The following is a 16,438-nucleotide window of genomic DNA, read 5'->3' as shown; positions in this document are numbered from 1 at the left end:
TTTTACACGGTAGCCGACGATGAGCACAAAGCTGGAAGAACGACAAAAATTGCGCCAGGACGAGATCATCACCGCCGCGCGCCGCTGCTTTCGCGCCAGCGGGTTTCACGCCGCCAGCATGTCGCAGATTGCCAGCGAGGCAAAGCTCAGCGTCGGACAAATTTACCGTTATTTCAGCAACAAAGACGCGATTATCGAAGAGATGATCCGCCGCATCATCGACTCGCGCATCGAGGAGATGCAGGGCAAAACGCTGGTTGAAGGGATGCCGCAGGCTCTCGCCTGGCGGCAAACGCTCAACGAGGATGACGATGCGCTGATGCTGGAAATGTCCGCCGAGGCCACGCGTAATCCTCAGGTTGCTGCCATGCTGATCGAAGCCGAATCGCGCATGTTCACCAACGCCTGCGCGCACCTGAAAAAGCAGTTCCCCCACCTGAGCGATGAGCATATTCGCTGCTGCGTGGAGATTACCGCCGTGATGATCGAAGGAACGATTTACCGTCGACTCGCGCCGTTAAAAGTACCGTCAGAACAATTAGAACCTCTTTATCAGGATATTTTAAATATGCTTTTCTCTGCGAAGTAATCGCATATGAATAATTAGCGGGAATAAGTAATTCCCCTTTTTTACATTTCTGGCTCAGCCAGAGATGCGGTATCGCTGTGCCTTTAAATAGCCCTCCTCCCTGTTAAGCGATTAACAGGGCAGGCATCGTTCACCCTGGAAAAAGATTATGAAAACCATAACAACCTCCATCGCGGCATTACTCCTCCTGACAGGGTGCGATAATGCGCAAACATCTGCTCCCCAGCGTCCTCTTCCGGATGTGGGGATTGTCACGCTCATGAGCCAGCCTGTTTCCGTCGTCAGCGAGCTGACGGGCCGTACCACCGCCGCCATGAGCGCCGAAGTGCGCCCGCAGGTAGGCGGCATTATCCAGAAGCGGCTGTTCACCGAAGGCGATACGGTCAAGGCCGGACAGGCGTTGTATCAAATTGACCCTTCCAGCTACCGCGCCGCCTACGATGAAGCCGCCGCGGCGCTAAAGCAGGCGCAGGCGCTGGTGCAGGCCGACTGCCAGAAGGCCCAGCGCTATGCGCAGCTGGTGAAAGATGACGGCGTGTCACGTCAGGATGCAGAGGACGCGAAGTCCACCTGCGCACAGGACAAGGCCAGCGTCGAGTCAAAGAAGGCCGCGCAGGAAAGCGCGCGCATTAACCTCAACTGGACCACCGTGACCGCACCGATTGCCGGACGTATCGGCATCTCCTCCGTCACCCCCGGCGCGCTGGTGACCGCTCAGCAGGATACCGCCCTCGCCACCATTCGCGGGCTCGACAGCATGTACGTCGATCTCACACGTTCCAGCGCCGATCTGCTGCGTTTACGCAAGCAAACCCTTGCCACCAATAGCGATACGCTAAGCGTGTCGTTAATCCTCGAAGACGGCAGCACCTACGGTGAAAAAGGCCGCCTGGCGTTAACCGAAGTGGCGGTGGATGAATCAACCGGCTCCGTCACGCTGCGCGCCGTCTTCCCGAACCCGCAGCATCAGCTCCTGCCGGGGATGTTTGTCCGCGCCAGAGTGGATGAAGGCATCATGAACGACGCGATCCTGGCACCGCAGCAGGGCATCACCCGCGATGCCAAAGGCACCGCTACCGCGCTGGTGGTGAATGCCAGCAACAAGGTCGAGCAGCGTCAGCTGGAGACGGGCGACACCTACGGCGACAAATGGCTGGTGCTGAGCGGCCTGAAGGCGGGCGATAAGCTGATTGTGGAAGGCACCGACAAGGTGACCGCCGGGCAGGAAGTGAAAGCCGAAGAGATGAAAGCCAGTGGAGGAAACGCCTGATGTTTTCCCGTTTCTTCGTGCGTCGCCCGGTCTTTGCCTGGGTTATCGCCATTCTTATCATGCTCGCCGGGATGCTCGCTATCCGCTCGCTGCCGGTCGCGCAGTACCCGGACGTCGCCCCGCCGTCGATCAAGATCTCCGCCACCTACACCGGTGCCTCCGCGCAGACGCTGGAAAACAGCGTGACGCAGGTGATCGAGCAGCAGCTCACCGGGCTGGATAACTTGCTCTACTTCACCTCCACCAGCAGCTCGGACGGGTCAGTAAGCATCAACGTCACCTTCGAGCAGGGAACCGACCCTGACACCGCGCAGGTACAGGTGCAGAACAAGGTTCAGCAGGCGGAATCTCGCCTGCCGACCGAGGTGCAGCAATCCGGCATTACCGTCGAGAAATCGCAGAGCAACTTCCTGCTGATCATGGGCGTGTACGATAAAACCGACACCGCCAGCAGCTCGGATATCGCCGACTGGCTGGTGAGCAATATGCAGGATCCGCTGGCGCGCGTGGAGGGCGTTGGCAGCCTGCAGGTGTTCGGTGCGGAATACGCCATGCGCATCTGGCTCGACCCGGCGAAGCTGGCGTCCTACTCGCTGATGCCGTCCGACGTGCAGAGCGCGATTGAAGCCCAGAACGTGCAGGTTTCCGCCGGTAAAATCGGCGCACTGCCTTCGTCAAACGCCCAGCAGTTGACCGCCACCGTCCGCGCCCAGTCGCGCCTGCAGACGGTGGATCAGTTTAAAAACATCATTGTGAAGAGCCAGTCCAACGGCGCGGTCGTGCGCATCAGCGACGTCGCCCGCGTGGAGATGGGCAGCGAAGATTATACCGCCACCGCGAAGCTCAACGGCCACCCGGCGGCGGGTATGGCGGTCATGCTTTCACCGGGTGCGAACGCGCTCAACACTGCGACGGCGGTAAAAGACAAGATTGCTGAGTTCAAAAAGTCGATGCCGGAAGGCTACGACGTGGCCTACCCGAAAGACAGCACAGAGTTCATTAAGATCTCCGTTGAGGACGTGATTCAGACCCTGTTCGAAGCCATTATCCTCGTGGTGGTGGTGATGTACCTGTTCCTGCAAAACATCCGCGCGACGCTGATCCCGGCGCTGGCGGTGCCTGTTGTTCTGCTGGGCACCTTCGGCGTGCTGGCGCTGTTCGGCTACTCCATCAATACCCTGACGCTGTTTGCGATGGTGCTGGCGATTGGGCTTTTGGTGGATGACGCCATCGTGGTGGTGGAAAACGTCGAGCGTATTATGCGCGACGAAGGCCTTCCCGCCCGCGAAGCCACCGAAAAATCGATGGGCGAAATCTCCGGTGCGCTGATCGCCATTGCGCTGGTGCTCTCTGCGGTATTCCTGCCGATGGCCTTCTTCGGCGGCTCCACCGGGGTGATTTACCGTCAGTTCTCGGTCACCATCATTTCGGCGATGTTCCTCTCCGTGGTGGTGGCGTTGACCCTGACGCCCGCGCTCTGCGGCTCAATTCTGAGCCACACGGCTCCGCACAAGAAAGGTTTCTTCGGCGCGTTTAACCGCTTCTACAGCAGGACCGAGCATGGCTATCAGAACAAGGTGCTGCGGGCCCTGCGCCGCTCCGGCGGCATGCTGGTCATCTACGCCCTGCTCTGTGGCGCGATGGGCTTCGCCATGCTTAAGCTGCCGGGCAGCTTCCTGCCAACGGAAGACCAGGGCGAAATCATGGTGCAGTACACCCTGCCAGCCGGCGCGACGACGGTGCGTACCGCCGACGTCAGCCGCCAGGTGCGCGAGTGGTTCCTCACCAAAGAGAAAGCCAACACCAACGTGATCTTCACCATTGAAGGCTTCAGCTTCAGCGGCAGCGGCCAGAACGCCGGGATGGCGTTTGTCTCCCTGAAAAACTGGTCAGAGCGTAAAGGCGATGAGAATACCGCTCAGGCCATCGCCCTGCGCGCCACGCAGGAGCTGAGCACCATCCGCGATGCGACCATCTTTGCCATGACGCCGCCTGCGGTGGACGGTCTGGGCCAGAGCAACGGCTTTACCTTTGAGCTGATGGCCAGCGGCGGCACCGACCGCGACGCGCTGTTGAAACTGCGTAACCAGCTGATTGGTCAAGCCAACCAGGACAGCTCGCTGCACGCCGTGCGCGCCAACGATCTGCCGCAGATGCCGCAGCTTCAGGTTGATATCGACAACAACAAGGCCGTGTCGCTGGGGCTGTCCCTGAGCGACGTCACCGACACCCTCTCCAGCGCCTGGGGCGGGACCTACGTGAACGACTTTATCGATCGCGGCCGAGTGAAAAAGGTCTACATCCAGGGCGACAGCGACTATCGCGCCGTGCCGTCGGATCTCAACAAATGGTATGTGCGCGGCAGCGACAGCACCATGACCCCGTTCTCCGCGTTCGCCACCACCCGCTGGGAGTACGGCCCGGAAAGCCTGGTACGCTACAACGGCTCGGCGGCGTATGAGATTCAGGGCGAAAACGCCAGCGGCGCCAGCTCCGGCACGGCGATGAGCAAAATGGAGCAGTTGGCAAACAGCCTGCCGTCCGGCAGCACCTGGGCGTGGAGCGGTTTGTCGTTGCAGGAAAAACTGGCGAGCGGTCAGGCGATGAGCCTTTATGCCCTTTCCATTCTCGTGGTGTTCCTGTGCCTGGCAGCGCTGTATGAGAGCTGGTCAGTACCGATTTCGGTCATCATGGTGATCCCGCTTGGCGTGCTGGGCGCAGCCGTCGCCGCCTCCCTGCGCGGCCTGAACAACGATGTCTACTTCCAGGTGGCGCTGCTGACCACCATCGGCCTGTCGTCGAAGAACGCCATCCTGATTGTGGAATTTGCCGAAGCCAAAGTCGCGGAAGGATACTCCCTGACGCGCGCCGCGCTGCGTGCCGCTCAGACGCGTCTGCGTCCGATCATCATGACCTCGCTGGCGTTTATCGCAGGGGTTACGCCGCTGGCCGTGGCAACCGGGGCAGGTGCCAACAGCCGCGTGGCAATTGGTACCGGCATTATCGGTGGGACGCTGGCCGCAACGCTGCTGGCGATCTTCTTCGTCCCCTTATTCTTTGTACTGGTGAAACGTCTGTTCTCCGGTAAGCACGCAAACCGGAGGTCATAATGTTTCGTGTATCTATTTTAGCGTTAGCCCTGCTGAGCGCAGGCTGTGTGTCGTTAGACCCAACGTATCAACGCCCGGACGCCCCCGTCCCGGCAACCTTACCCGGCGCGCACGGCGAAGCCACCGCCGTGGTGAGCCAGTGGCAGCAGGTGATGAACGACGCGCGGCTGAAAAGCGTGGTGACGATGGCGCTTAACAGCAACCGTGACGTGCAAAAAGCGATTGCGGATATCGACGCCGCCCGCGCCCAGTACGGTGAAACGCGCTCGTCCCTGTTCCCGACGGTAGACGCCGAGCTGAGCCACACCCGCAGCCGCACGCTGGCAAGTGGCGTGACCACCAGCGACGAAGCCAACGGCGCGGTCTCCAGCTTCGAGCTGGATCTGTTTGGCCGCAACCAGAGCCTCTCCCGCGCCGCGCGTGAAACATGGCTTGCCAGCGAATTCACCGCGCAGAATACGCGCCTGACGATGGTTAGCGAGCTGACCACGGCCTGGGTGACGCTGGCGGCGGATAACAGCAACCTGGCGCTGGCGAAATCCACAATGGAGAGCGCGGCGAACTCGCTCAAGATTGTGAAGCGCCAGCGTGAGGTGGGCGTGGCGGCGGCAACGGACGTCAGTGAAGCGATGGCGGTTTACCAGCAGGCGCGCGCCAGCGTGGCGAGCTACCAGACGCTGGTGATGCAGGACAAAAACGCCCTTAATCTGCTGGCGGGCGATACGGTGCCGGAGAACCTGCTGCCCGGCACGCTGGAGAGCCTGAGCGATAATGCCATCACGCTGATCCCGGCGGGCGTCAGCTCCAGCGCGCTGCTGCGTCGCCCGGATATTCAGGAGGCCGAGCATAACCTGCTGAGCGCCAACGCCAACATCGGCGCGGCGCGCGCCAACTTCTTCCCGACCATCTCGCTCACCGCCAGCGCGGGCGTCGGCAGCGATTCGCTCTCCTCCCTGTTCAGCCACGGGATGAAGGTCTGGTCGTTTGCACCGTCCATCACCCTGCCGCTGTTTAGCGGCGGGAACAACCTGGCCCAGCTGCGCTACGCGGAAGCGGAGAAGAAGGGACTGATTGCCACCTACGAGAAAGCCATCCAGAGCGCGTTTAAGGACGTGGCCGACGCGCTGGCGCGGCGTGAAACCCTGGGCGAGCAGCTGGATGCCCAGCGCGAATACGTGGCGGCGGAGCAAAAAACGCTGGATGTGGCAACGCGCAGCTATAAGGCAGGCGCGGGGGATTATCTGACGGTGCTTACCGCGCAGCGGTCGCTGTGGTCGGCGCAGGAATCGCTGATTGCGCTGCAGCAAACCGACCTGGAAAACCGCATCACACTGTGGCAGTCGCTGGGCGGCGGGATCCAGTAACCTCATCGGTGGGCGATTCTCATGCGCAGAAAAGAGAAAATCATACTTTCGGCTGGAATCGCTACACTGAATGTAACGATATATTTCATGGGAAGCATGTGACGTTAACTGGAGATTTCGATGAAAGCTGCGCACCTGGTTTGCCTGCTCGTTTGCCTGTTGTTCGCCGCGTTTGTCCACGCTCAGGAGAAGGACGATCCGGCGAAAGATGCCCAGATAAAACAGCAGGTTCTGAAAGATGTGAAGAAAACCTGCACGCCACAGAAAAAGCAGAGCGATAAGGCCTGGCAGGCAATGATTTTGTCGTCGGAGGCCAACCAGCTGCTGATCAAAAACGCCATCACCGCCGTGAAGCGCGACAATCTGGACGCCTACTGGGATGCCGTCAGTCAGGTGGATTGCATGGAAGACTATTGAATGCTGCTCGCCGGGTGGCGCTGCGCTTACCCGGCCTACATCACACGTTTAACGTTTCCGCACGTCCGGAATAATTAAATCCCCTCGCAGCACGTACGACCCCAGCATCTGCGTTTTCTCCGTCAGCCAGCTCACAATCCGCGCCGCCATGGCGTCCATGGAATATTCAATCGCCGGGATCACCGGAATACCCGGCAGATGCAGCGATCCGCCCAGGCTGAAGACCATGATGTCGTCCGGCACCGATTTGTTAAACGCCTGCAGCTGCGGGATCACCCGCTGGGCTTCCTGCTCGTCCGCCACCAGCAGCGCGTTGAAATTCAGGGTGCTGGCGTTGTTCAGCAGCTCCTGCAGCGCAACGGATGAGGAGGTGGCATCCATAAAGACCAGGTTGCGATTAAAGGGCAGGAAATTTTTCTCCAGCGCATGCTTGTAGCCGAGCAGCACCTGGTCGGCAAAACCGCTGCCGTGCGGGTGGATCAGCGCAATCTGGCGACGCCCCTGGCTGGTGAGGTAGTTACAGGCGGTTTCGGCGGCAAACGCATGATCGAACTGGATGCTGTTGGCGTTATCAGACTCCATACAGTCGACCAGAATGACGTTTTCCATATCCACGTCCAGCGGAAAACGGGCGCCAATCACCAGGATATCATCACAGAGCCCGCAGGAGAGTTCTTCAAGGGCGTGCATCACTTCCGCTTTGCTATGCGCGAAGCGCAGCAGCAGATGTTTTTGATGCTGGCTGAGCTGTTTCTCCAGCGCGTAGAGATAACCGGTGGTCTGGTTAATGTTTTCCTGCGCGCAAATCACGCCAATACAGCCCGTCGACTGGCTTAGCAGTGATTGTGCAATCACGTTAGGACGATAATTCAGCTCATCCACCGCTTTCAGAACGGCCTGACGGCTGGCTTCCTTCACGCCGCGTGACCCGCTCAACACCCGTGATACCGTGGCTTTGGACACCCCGGCCAGACGTGATACATCGTTGATTGTAGACATCTCTCTCCCCTGGCAGGCCAACTTCACGCCTGCAAATTCCATTACCGCTACGGCTCACATTATAGCCAGAACGGAGTATATCCGTTTCCGTTTTTCATGGAAACCGATTTTCCGTTTCCACTCAAAATGACGTCACAACAGCCAAATTCCGTGATGCAGATCGTGGTAATAAGCCCCATAAGCACAGCTTCTTGATGGTTGTCACACTTCTGTCTTTTATAAATGGAAACCGGTTTCCGTATGATGTCCAATCATCTCCGCAATAACTTTTTACATTTAGAGGATGGTTGTCGATGTTCAAGATTATGCTGTGCTGCTCTGCCGGGATGTCCACCAGCCTGTTGGTCAGCAAAATGGTCGATGTCGCGAAAGAACGTGGTTTGCCGGTGAAGATTGATGCGTACGGTGTTTCCGAATTTGATACGCAGTTTCCGCAATACCAGGTTGTCCTTCTCGGACCGCAAGTGAAATACATGTTAAAGACACTCTCAGACAAGGCGGCGACGCAAGGCATTCCGGTACAGCCCATCGACATGATGGACTACGGCATGCAGCGTGGCGATAAAGTACTGGACTATGCTCTGTCGCTCATCGAAGCGGCACACTAAAAGGTGTTCACATGAGTTCGTTATATCAATCCATGGTCGCGGTGATTGAGCAGTCAATTACCCCGCTGGCCGCGAAGCTGGGTCAGCAAAAGTATGTGATTGCAATACGCGACGGATTTACCGCCGCGCTGCCGTTTATGATCATCGGCTCGTTTATGCTGGTGTTCATCTTCCCGCCGTTTTCGGCGGATACCACCAACAGCTTTGCCCGCGGCTGGCTGGATTTCTCCCAGACCTATCGCGAGCAGCTGATGCTGCCGTTTAACCTCAGCATGGGCGTCATGACCTTCTTCATCTCGGTGGGGATTGGGGCAAGCCTGGGGCGTCAGTTCAACCTCGACCCGGTGATGTCCGGCCTGCTGGCCTTTATGGCCTTCCTGCTGGTCGCCGCACCCTATGCCGACGGCAAAATCTCGACCCAGTATCTCTCCGGTCAGGGCATCTTCACCGCGCTGATCACCGCAATTTACGCCACCCGCGTTTACGCGTGGCTGAAGCAGAACAACGTGACCATTCGCCTGCCGAAAGAAGTCCCGACCGGCGTGGCGCGTTCGTTTGAGATCCTGATCCCGGTGATGGTGGTGATCGGCACGCTGCACCCGCTGAACCTGTTCATTGAAGCGCAGACCGGAATGATCATTCCCCAGGCGATCATGCACCTGCTGGAACCACTGGTGTCCGCCTCTGACTCCCTGCCCGCCATTCTGCTCTCCGTGCTGCTGTGCCAGATCTTCTGGTTTGCGGGTATCCACGGCTCGCTGATTGTCACCGGCATTATGAACCCGTTCTGGATGGCTAACCTCTCCGCAAACCAGGCGGCGCTGGCGGCTGGCGCGGCGCTGCCGCACGTTTACCTGCAGGGCTTCTGGGATCACTACCTGCTGATTGGCGGCGTAGGCTCCACGCTACCGCTGGCATTCCTGCTGCTGCGCAGCCGCGTGACCCATCTGCGCACCATCGGCAAAATGGGCGTGGTGCCAAGCTTCTTTAACATCAACGAACCGATTCTATTCGGCGCGCCGATCATCATGAACCCGATGCTGTTTATCCCGTTCGTGTTCGTTCCGCTGGTCAACGCCTGCCTGGCGTACGGCGCAACCAAGCTCGGCTGGCTGGCACAGGTCGTCTCGTTAACCCCGTGGACCACCCCTGCACCGATTGGTGCGTCATGGGCGGCGAACTGGGCGCTCAGTCCGGTGGTGATGTGCCTGGTCTGTATGGTGATGTCCGCGCTGATGTACCTGCCATTCCTGCGCGCCTATGAGCGTACGCTCATCAAAAACGAAGAGCAGAAAGCTCAGGCGACCGTCGGTAACGCTGAAGCCGCCAGCAATTAAGTCAAAGAGGAAGAGTCATGAAATACGCATTTCCCGATAACTTCTGGTGGGGCAGCGCAAGCTCCGCTCTCCAGACCGAAGGGGCAAGAGAGGGCGAAACCACATGGGATTACTGGTTTGCCCGCGAGCCGAACCGTTTTCACAACGGCGTGGGGCCGCAGCAGACCTCCACGTTTTATCAGCACTGGAAAACAGACATTCAGCTGTTAAAGCAGCTGAACCACAACAGCTTTCGCACCTCGATTAGCTGGGCGCGCCTGATCCCCGACGGTATCGGTGAAGTGAACCCGGAAGCGGTCAATTTTTACAATCAGGTCATTGATGAGTTGAATGAGCAGGGCATCACGCCGTTTATCACCCTGTTCCACTTCGACATGCCGATGGCGATGCAGGAGATCGGCGGCTGGGAAAACCGCGACGTGGTGGACGCATACGCCCGCTATGCGCAGATGTGCTTCGAGCTGTTTGGCGATCGCGTGCTGCACTGGTTTACCTTCAACGAGCCGATCGTGCCGGTAGAAGGCGGTTATCTGTACGACTTCCACTATCCGAACGTGGTGGATTTTCGTCGGGCAGCCACCGTGGCGTATCACACCGTGCTGGCCCATGCGAAGGCGGTGCAAGCCTACCGCGCCGGGCATTACGCGGGGGAGATTGGCATCGTGCTGAACCTGACGCCGTCATACCCGCGTTCGCAGAATCCGGCAGACGTGAAGGCGGCGCACATCGCAGACCTGATGTTTAACCGCAGCTTCCTTGACCCGGTTCTGCGCGGTGAATACCCGGCAGACCTGGTGGCGCTGCTGAAATCCTACGATCAATTACCCGCCTGTAAACCGGAAGACGGTTTCCTGATTGCGGAAGGGAAAATCGACCTGCTCGGCGTGAACTACTATCAGCCGCGTCGCGTGAAGTGCCGCGACAGCGCGGTGAACCCGCAGGCGCCGTTTATGCCGGAGTGGTTCTTTGATAACTACGAGATGCCGGGCCGCAAGATGAACCCGTACCGCGGCTGGGAAATCTACGAGCCGGGTATTTACGATATTCTGGTTAACCTGCGCGACAATTACGGCAACCCACGCTGCTTTATTTCTGAAAACGGCATGGGCGTCGAAAATGAGCAGCGCTTTATTGAAAATGGCCAGATTAACGATCAATACCGCATCGAGTTTATTTCTGAGCATTTAGCCTGGCTGCATAAGGGTATTAGCGAAGGGTGCAATTGTCTTGGTTACCATATGTGGACGTTTATTGATAACTGGTCGTGGTGTAACGCGTATAAAAATCGCTACGGATTTATCCAGCTCGATTTAAAGACGCAGCAGCGCGCCATTAAGAAAAGCGGGGAGTGGTTTGCCGCCACCGCCTTAAATAATAGCTTTGATAAAGAGTAATGATGATGATCGCACTAGAAGAAGCCGTAATGGAAATTATCGTCAACGCCGGGCAGTCCCGCAGCCTGTGCTTTGAAGCACTGCACGCGGCGCGTCAGGGCAACATTGACGAGGCCAAAAGCCTGCTGCGCGAAGCCGACGGCTATTCGCGCCAGGCACACAAGATGCAGACCAAACTGATCGAGCAGGATGCGGGCGAAGGACGCCAGCCGATGACGTTAATCATGGTGCACGCGCAGGATCATTTAATGAATTCCTTATTAGCGCGTGAATTATCCGAAGAAATTATTCATTTATATCAGAGATAGCCTATGGCGAAATAAATTACTGTAATACCTCTGTACCTTAAATAGAATTCCACTTGTTCTGATGATAGCGACATACTCTGTCAGATCGGAGCGGGATGGTTATTGTCTGAATAAAATTAAACTATATTGAGATAACCATGAATACGATTAAAAAACTTCCATTAACCATGGCGGTTATCGCCGCGCTTTGCCCAATTTCCGTGCTCGCACAAGAATTCACGCAGGAGCAAATCGACGCCATTGTGGCAAAAGCGGTGGATAAAGCCCTGGCCGAACGTCAGGCCAAAATGGATGCGGCGGTCGCGAAAAAAGCGGACGTGGTGACCGAGCCGCAAAGCGCGGCGCAGTCCCCGGATATGGCGATTCCGTTCGGCATTAAATTTACCGGCTACGCTCGCTACGGCGCGCACTTCCAGGCCGCCGACCAGAAATACGTGGCAGTGGACGGCTCCTACAACGGCGCGTCCGCCATTGGTCGTCTGGGTAACGAAGGCAACGGCGGGGAATTCCAGCTCTCCAAGGCCTTCAAGGGTGAAAACGGCGCCATCTGGGACGTTAACGTGATGATCGACCACTGGGGCGACGAAGTTAACCTGAAAAAAGCCTACGCGGGCGTAACCAACATTATGGCCTCCAACCCGAATGCCTATTTCTGGGCCGGTCGTGACTTCCACCAGCGTCCGCAGCAGGGCATCAACGATTACTTCTGGATGAACCACGACGGCCAGGGCGCCGGGGTGAAGAACTTCGACATCGGCGGCGTGCAGTTCGACGTGGCCGCCGTGGCGGCGGTGGAATCCTGTAGTCCGGAAGTGATGGAAGATGAGGCCAACCCGTCGCGCATCACCTGTACCGGCGGTTCCGGCACGGGCGATAAAGGTAACTACGCCGCGACCTCAAAAATCCACGGCATGAAGCTCGGCCCGATCGACATGGAGCTGTACGCCAACTACGGCTTTGACTCCAAGGCGGTGGAGAGCGATGAACGTCTGAACGCCTGGCAGGGCGGCGTGGTGCTGAGCCACACCAACGATAGCGGTGTGAACAAGGTGATTGCCCGCTACTCCGATAACGCGGACAACAGCGTGTTCAACAAAACCGAGGATCTGACCACGGTTTACGCCAGCTTCGAAGGGCTGTACAAATTCACCCAGGCGACGCAGGTGGAGTACATCCTCGCCTTCCACGACTACGACAACAGCCGTGATAAGACCGACAACCGTAAGAACTACAATGCCATCGTGCGCCCAATGCACTGGTGGAACGACGTTCACTCCACCTGGCTGGAAGCGGGCTGGCAGCACGTTGATTACGACAACGGCGGCGATAACAAGGGCTGGAAGCTGACCCTGTCGCAGAACATGTCCATCGCCATGGGGCCGGAGTTCCGTCCGATGCTGCGCTTCTACGTGACCGGCGGCAAAGTGGATAACGAGCGCACCGCGCGCGTGAACAACACCAAAGACGAAACTCTCGACGACTTCAACGTCGGCGCGATGTGGGAGGCGTGGTTCTAAGGTAAAAGCAAAACGGCAACGCAACGTTGCCGTTTTGAGTGTTTGCTCCCTCTCCCCGTGGGAGAGGGCCGGGGTGAGGGCATCAGGCCGCACACAACCATGCTATGCTGTTGGCCGAATTAACGACAACATCGCAGGGGAGAACATGGGTTCCACACGTAAAGGGATGCTAAACGTCCTGATCGCCGCCGTTTTATGGGGCAGCTCGGGGGTTTGCGCACAGTACATCATGGAGAAAAGCCACATTTCTTCGCCTTACCTGACCATGGTTCGCCTGCTGTTTACCGGCGTGATCCTGCTGACGCTCTCCTTCGTTCACGGCGACAAAATTTTCTCGGTCATCAAGCATCGCAAAGACGCCCTCAGCCTGCTGATTTTCTCGCTCGTCGGCGCGCTCACCGTGCAGCTCACCTTTCTGCTGACGATTGAAAAATCCAACGCTGCGACCGCCACCGTGCTGCAGTTTCTGTCCCCGACCATCATCGTGGCGTGGTTCGCCCTGGCGCGGAAAAAGCGTCCCGGCGTGTTTGTGCTGTCGGCCATTTTAACGTCGCTTGTCGGTACCTTTCTGCTGGTCACCCACGGCGACCCAACCTCGCTCTCCATCTCGCCTGCCGCGCTATTCTTCGGTATCGCCTCGGCGTTTGCCGCCGCGTTTTATACGACGTACCCGTCGACGCTTATCGCCCGCTACGGCACGCTGCCGATTGTCGGCTGGAGCATGTTGATTGCCGGGTTAATGCTGACGCCGTTCTACGCCGGGCGCGGGACCACGTTCGTGATTGACGGCAGCCTGCTGCTGGCCTTTTTCTATCTGGTGGTGATTGGCACGGCGCTGACGTTCAGCCTGTATCTGAAAGGCGCGCAGATGATCGGCGGGCCGAAGGCGAGCATTCTGAGCTGCGCCGAGCCGCTGAGCAGCGCGCTGCTGTCGGTGATTTTGCTGGGCGTGGCGTTCACCCTGCCGGACTGGCTGGGGACGCTGCTGATTGTGTCGTCGGTGGTGCTGATTTCGATGGATTCGCGTAGAAGGGTTAAGGCATCGGCGTAGCCTGATGTCCCCTCACCCCGGCCCTCTCTCCAAAGGGGCGAGGGTGAAAAGACAGCACCGAGCAGTCCCCTCTCCCCTGCGGGGAGAGGGTTAGGGTGAGGGGAGAATTTACTACTTCGCCTTCACCTTCCCTGCCACCAGCAGCGCCGTCAGCAGCATCAGGGTTCCGGAAATCACCAGCGGTGACGTCAGCCCCAGATGGTCGAGCGCCACGCCGCCAATGGCCGCGCCGCAGGTGTTCGCCAACTGGATCACCGCCACCTGAATCGACCCGGCCTTTTCCGCCTGATCGGCCAGCGTGCGGGTGATCCACGTCGACCAGCCCACCGGCACCAGCGCAAAGGCAAAGCCCCAGATAATCGCAATCGCAGAGGCCACCCACTTATCGCTGCCCCACAGCACCAGCACCGCCGCGCTCAGCGCCAGCACCAGCGGCGCACCCGCCAGCGCCACTTTCAGGGAGCGTTTCAGAAACTGCGACGACAGCGAGGTGCCAACAAAGCTGGCGATACCGAAGCTCAGCAGCACCAGCGTCAGGCCGTCCACGTCAAAGCCCGCCATGGTCATAAACACCGGGCGTATATAGGTAAAGAAGGCAAACTGCCCGGCAAAGGCCATAAAGATAGCAGTCATCCCCGCCATCACGCCGGGGCGCTTCAGCAGCGCGAACATGTTCTGCTTATGATGCGCCGCTTCACCCGGCAGGGACGGCAGCGCTTTCCACACCCAAATGATGCAGAGCAGGCCCATCACCGCCGCGGCGTTAAAGACGTTACGCCAGCCGATAATCCCGCCGAGGAAGCTGCCGAGCGGCGCAGCAATCACCAGCGCGATAGAGACCGCCCCGAAGATAACGGACAGCGCTTTTGGCACCGTGCGCGCGGGCACCAGGCGCATGGTGAGCGAGGCCGACATCGCCCAGAAGCCGCCGAGCCCCAGACCAAGACAGGCGCGACCGAGCAGCAGCAGGGTGAAGCTTTCAGCAAAGGAGACCAGCAGGCAGGAGAGCGTCAGCAGTACGCTGAACAGGATGACCACCTTGCGGCGGTCGATGGTGCCAATCACCTGGGTAATAAACAGGCTGGCGAACATCGCCACGAAGGCGGTGACGGTAACGGACTGCCCCGCCACGCCTTCGGAAATGCCCAGATCCTGCGCCATCGGCGTCAGGAGGCTCACCGGCAGAAACTCAACGGTAATCAGGCAGGCGACGCAGAACGCCACGGAGAAAACCGCCGACCAGTTGGGGCGAGAAACCTCTTTGGTCTGCGGTCTGGTCGTGGGCTGGATATGTTCTGTCATGGCGTCACCTGAAGATAAAAACGTGCGGAAAAGTCGCGCAGTTTATCATCAAAAGTGTGACGGATTTAACGATTTGACAACTTTTCTTGCATCGCCGCATTCGCCAGCCCGACGATCCATTCCTGGTGCCCGTTAATCATCGGATTCGGCACGGTACGAGCAAGATCCTGCGCAGGGATGCCTTTCTGCGACTCCTGGGTAAGAATACGGACGCGGTTTCCCGGCAAGTCTTCAAACAGCCAGGCGTGGATCACATCCAGACGCGAGCTGGCATCGCCCTCCACCCAGCCGTGCCACGCGATACGCGCGGCTTCTCCGTCAGCGGGCGGAACATACTCCGTGACCTGCGCCTCAACCGGAAAGCCAAAGGTCGTGAAGCGGAAGCGGGCGTTGGCACTCAGTTCCGGACCGCTGCCGTCATGGAAACGGATGTCCTCAGCGTTGCTGTAGTAGTTCGGCCACAGGGTAGTGTCGTTAAGCTGCGCCCAAATCTCTTTTGCGCTCAGCCCGGCGACGATGATTTCGTTGGATGCAAAGTTATCGGTGGTGCCTGGCAGGTAGTCGTTCGGCCAGATAATGGCGGATTGTTTCATGGTTCACCTCATCGTGTTAGTGGATGAGGAGAGGGTGCGCCAGCGAGAGGTATAAATCTAATGACGATGCTTTATACTCTTCATCACGTTTCGTGATATCAGTGCAGATAAAACACGCCCTCTTCCGGAAGGAAAAGCTGGTTATAGCGCAGCTGGAAGGCGTTAAGCTCCTGCGGATCGGGTTCTATCTCGCGCATGAAGCCGAGCGCGAGGCGGATTTGCGCATCGGTGATCGGCGCGGCCAGGCGGGCTTTACGCAGCAGGCGGTGCCAGGTATGCAGATTCTCTTCGCTTCCGTCGACGATGCAAACCTGCCAGATCAGCAGCACCTGGGCGGCATTTTGCAGATGCGCCTCGTCGGGGCGCTCAAGGTAGCGGATAAATTCATTCCCGGAGGATTTACCAAACTGGTCGATCATCGACTCGACCGGCATCGGGGTGACTCCCAGGCGCTCGCTTAAACGTTTGATGGCGCGGCGAGAGTCCGAGGTCAGAACGCGAAATCCAACCACAAACACCACGGCAAGCGTTGCCAGCATTATCCAGACCATGCGTTCTCCTTAGACTAGCCGCTCATCA

At 58.4% G+C, this 16,438-nt stretch carries 15 protein-coding genes; 11 read left to right on the top strand and 4 right to left on the bottom strand.

Annotated elements, in window-relative coordinates; translation table 11 throughout:
• Positions 1–19 precede the first annotated feature (19 nt).
• The 5 genes from KW829_RS20590 (at position 20) to KW829_RS20570 (ending at position 6,750) form a co-directional block, all read left to right on the top strand.
• Positions 20–589 (top strand): TetR/AcrR family transcriptional regulator, encoded by a 570-nt coding sequence (locus KW829_RS20590; protein ID WP_010426497.1) that lies wholly within the window; start codon positions 20–22, stop codon positions 587–589.
• A 148-nt stretch (positions 590–737) separates the two neighbouring features.
• Complete coding sequence (locus tag KW829_RS20585) at positions 738–1,859, top strand: efflux RND transporter periplasmic adaptor subunit (protein ID WP_029484915.1); 1,122 nt, start codon at positions 738–740, stop codon at positions 1,857–1,859.
• A complete protein-coding gene (locus tag KW829_RS20580) occupies positions 1,859–4,969 on the top strand; it encodes an efflux RND transporter permease subunit (RefSeq protein WP_218308946.1) in 3,111 nt (1,036 codons plus the stop codon). The genes KW829_RS20585 and KW829_RS20580 overlap by 1 nt, the downstream gene beginning before the upstream one ends.
• Entirely contained in the window at positions 4,969–6,333 is a 1,365-nt protein-coding gene (locus tag KW829_RS20575) for an efflux transporter outer membrane subunit (RefSeq protein WP_218308944.1), read from the top strand. Before KW829_RS20580 ends, KW829_RS20575 begins: the two co-directional genes overlap by 1 nt.
• A gap of 120 nt (positions 6,334–6,453) precedes the next feature.
• Positions 6,454–6,750 carry a YicS family protein gene (locus KW829_RS20570; RefSeq protein WP_010426504.1) on the top strand — a complete coding sequence of 99 codons (297 nt, stop codon included), beginning with the start codon at positions 6,454–6,456 and terminating at the stop codon, positions 6,748–6,750.
• A gap of 48 nt (positions 6,751–6,798) precedes the next feature.
• Here KW829_RS20570 and KW829_RS20565 read toward each other — a convergent pair whose 3' ends face one another.
• Positions 6,799–7,749 (bottom strand): LacI family DNA-binding transcriptional regulator, encoded by a 951-nt coding sequence (locus KW829_RS20565; RefSeq protein WP_063957966.1) that lies wholly within the window; start codon positions 7,747–7,749, stop codon positions 6,799–6,801.
• A gap of 293 nt (positions 7,750–8,042) precedes the next feature.
• Here KW829_RS20565 and KW829_RS20560 point away from each other — a divergent pair, with 293 nt between their 5' ends.
• From KW829_RS20560 to KW829_RS20535, 6 genes are all read left to right on the top strand, one after another.
• A complete protein-coding gene (locus tag KW829_RS20560) occupies positions 8,043–8,357 on the top strand; it encodes a PTS sugar transporter subunit IIB (RefSeq protein ID WP_010426508.1) in 315 nt (104 codons plus the stop codon).
• An 11-nt stretch (positions 8,358–8,368) separates the two neighbouring features.
• Positions 8,369–9,694: a PTS cellobiose transporter subunit IIC gene (locus KW829_RS20555; protein ID WP_010426512.1), complete on the top strand. Its 1,326-nt coding sequence runs from the start codon at positions 8,369–8,371 to the stop codon at positions 9,692–9,694.
• A gap of 17 nt (positions 9,695–9,711) precedes the next feature.
• Positions 9,712–11,088, top strand: a complete 1,377-nt coding sequence (locus tag KW829_RS20550; protein WP_218308943.1) for a glycoside hydrolase family 1 protein — start codon at positions 9,712–9,714, stop codon at positions 11,086–11,088.
• Between the two features lie 5 nt (positions 11,089–11,093).
• Positions 11,094–11,396: a PTS lactose/cellobiose transporter subunit IIA gene (locus KW829_RS20545; protein WP_010426515.1), complete on the top strand. Its 303-nt coding sequence runs from the start codon at positions 11,094–11,096 to the stop codon at positions 11,394–11,396.
• A gap of 137 nt (positions 11,397–11,533) precedes the next feature.
• Positions 11,534–12,913: a carbohydrate porin gene (locus KW829_RS20540; RefSeq protein WP_033144328.1), complete on the top strand. Its 1,380-nt coding sequence runs from the start codon at positions 11,534–11,536 to the stop codon at positions 12,911–12,913.
• 145 nt (positions 12,914–13,058) lie between these two features.
• Positions 13,059–13,964: a DMT family transporter gene (locus KW829_RS20535; protein WP_120158990.1), complete on the top strand. Its 906-nt coding sequence runs from the start codon at positions 13,059–13,061 to the stop codon at positions 13,962–13,964.
• 111 nt (positions 13,965–14,075) lie between these two features.
• Here the strand turns inward: KW829_RS20535 and nepI are convergent, their stop codons facing one another.
• The 3 genes from nepI to KW829_RS20520 form a co-directional block, all read right to left on the bottom strand.
• Complete coding sequence (nepI, locus tag KW829_RS20530; RefSeq protein WP_089598307.1) at positions 14,076–15,266, bottom strand: purine ribonucleoside efflux pump NepI; 1,191 nt, start codon at positions 15,264–15,266, stop codon at positions 14,076–14,078.
• 65 nt (positions 15,267–15,331) lie between these two features.
• On the bottom strand, positions 15,332–15,859 hold the full coding sequence (locus KW829_RS20525; RefSeq protein ID WP_218308941.1) for an SRPBCC domain-containing protein: 528 nt from the start codon (positions 15,857–15,859) through the stop codon (positions 15,332–15,334).
• Positions 15,860–15,957: 98 nt separating this feature from the next.
• Positions 15,958–16,410, bottom strand: coding sequence for a DUF1198 domain-containing protein (locus tag KW829_RS20520; protein WP_126545754.1), 453 nt, complete (start codon positions 16,408–16,410; stop codon positions 15,958–15,960).
• Between the last annotated feature and the right edge of the window lie 28 nt (positions 16,411–16,438).

It is taken from the genome of Enterobacter sp. ENT02, assembly GCF_019219165.1.
In the GTDB taxonomy this organism is placed as follows: Bacteria; Pseudomonadota; Gammaproteobacteria; order Enterobacterales; family Enterobacteriaceae; genus Enterobacter; species Enterobacter mori.
Note: the sequence above shows the minus strand (reverse complement) of the source record. Positions and strands in the feature narration are given on the sequence as shown.

Excerpts from the sequence above, each read along its gene's own strand:
- KW829_RS20590 (WP_010426497.1), top strand. The coding sequence starts at position 20 with ATGAGCACAAAGCTGGAAGAACGACAAAAATTGCGCCAGGACGAGATC.
- KW829_RS20585 (WP_029484915.1), top strand. The coding sequence starts at position 738 with ATGAAAACCATAACAACCTCCATCGCGGCATTACTCCTCCTGACAGGG.
- KW829_RS20580 (WP_218308946.1), top strand. The coding sequence starts at position 1,859 with ATGTTTTCCCGTTTCTTCGTGCGTCGCCCGGTCTTTGCCTGGGTTATC.
- KW829_RS20575 (WP_218308944.1), top strand. The coding sequence starts at position 4,969 with ATGTTTCGTGTATCTATTTTAGCGTTAGCCCTGCTGAGCGCAGGCTGT.
- KW829_RS20570 (WP_010426504.1), top strand. The coding sequence starts at position 6,454 with ATGAAAGCTGCGCACCTGGTTTGCCTGCTCGTTTGCCTGTTGTTCGCC.
- KW829_RS20565 (WP_063957966.1), bottom strand. The coding sequence starts at position 7,749 with ATGTCTACAATCAACGATGTATCACGTCTGGCCGGGGTGTCCAAAGCC.
- KW829_RS20560 (WP_010426508.1), top strand. The coding sequence starts at position 8,043 with ATGTTCAAGATTATGCTGTGCTGCTCTGCCGGGATGTCCACCAGCCTG.
- KW829_RS20555 (WP_010426512.1), top strand. The coding sequence starts at position 8,369 with ATGAGTTCGTTATATCAATCCATGGTCGCGGTGATTGAGCAGTCAATT.
- KW829_RS20550 (WP_218308943.1), top strand. The coding sequence starts at position 9,712 with ATGAAATACGCATTTCCCGATAACTTCTGGTGGGGCAGCGCAAGCTCC.
- KW829_RS20545 (WP_010426515.1), top strand. The coding sequence starts at position 11,094 with ATGATCGCACTAGAAGAAGCCGTAATGGAAATTATCGTCAACGCCGGG.
- KW829_RS20540 (WP_033144328.1), top strand. The coding sequence starts at position 11,534 with ATGAATACGATTAAAAAACTTCCATTAACCATGGCGGTTATCGCCGCG.
- KW829_RS20535 (WP_120158990.1), top strand. The coding sequence starts at position 13,059 with ATGGGTTCCACACGTAAAGGGATGCTAAACGTCCTGATCGCCGCCGTT.
- nepI (WP_089598307.1), bottom strand. The coding sequence starts at position 15,266 with ATGACAGAACATATCCAGCCCACGACCAGACCGCAGACCAAAGAGGTT.
- KW829_RS20525 (WP_218308941.1), bottom strand. The coding sequence starts at position 15,859 with ATGAAACAATCCGCCATTATCTGGCCGAACGACTACCTGCCAGGCACC.
- KW829_RS20520 (WP_126545754.1), bottom strand. The coding sequence starts at position 16,410 with ATGGTCTGGATAATGCTGGCAACGCTTGCCGTGGTGTTTGTGGTTGGA.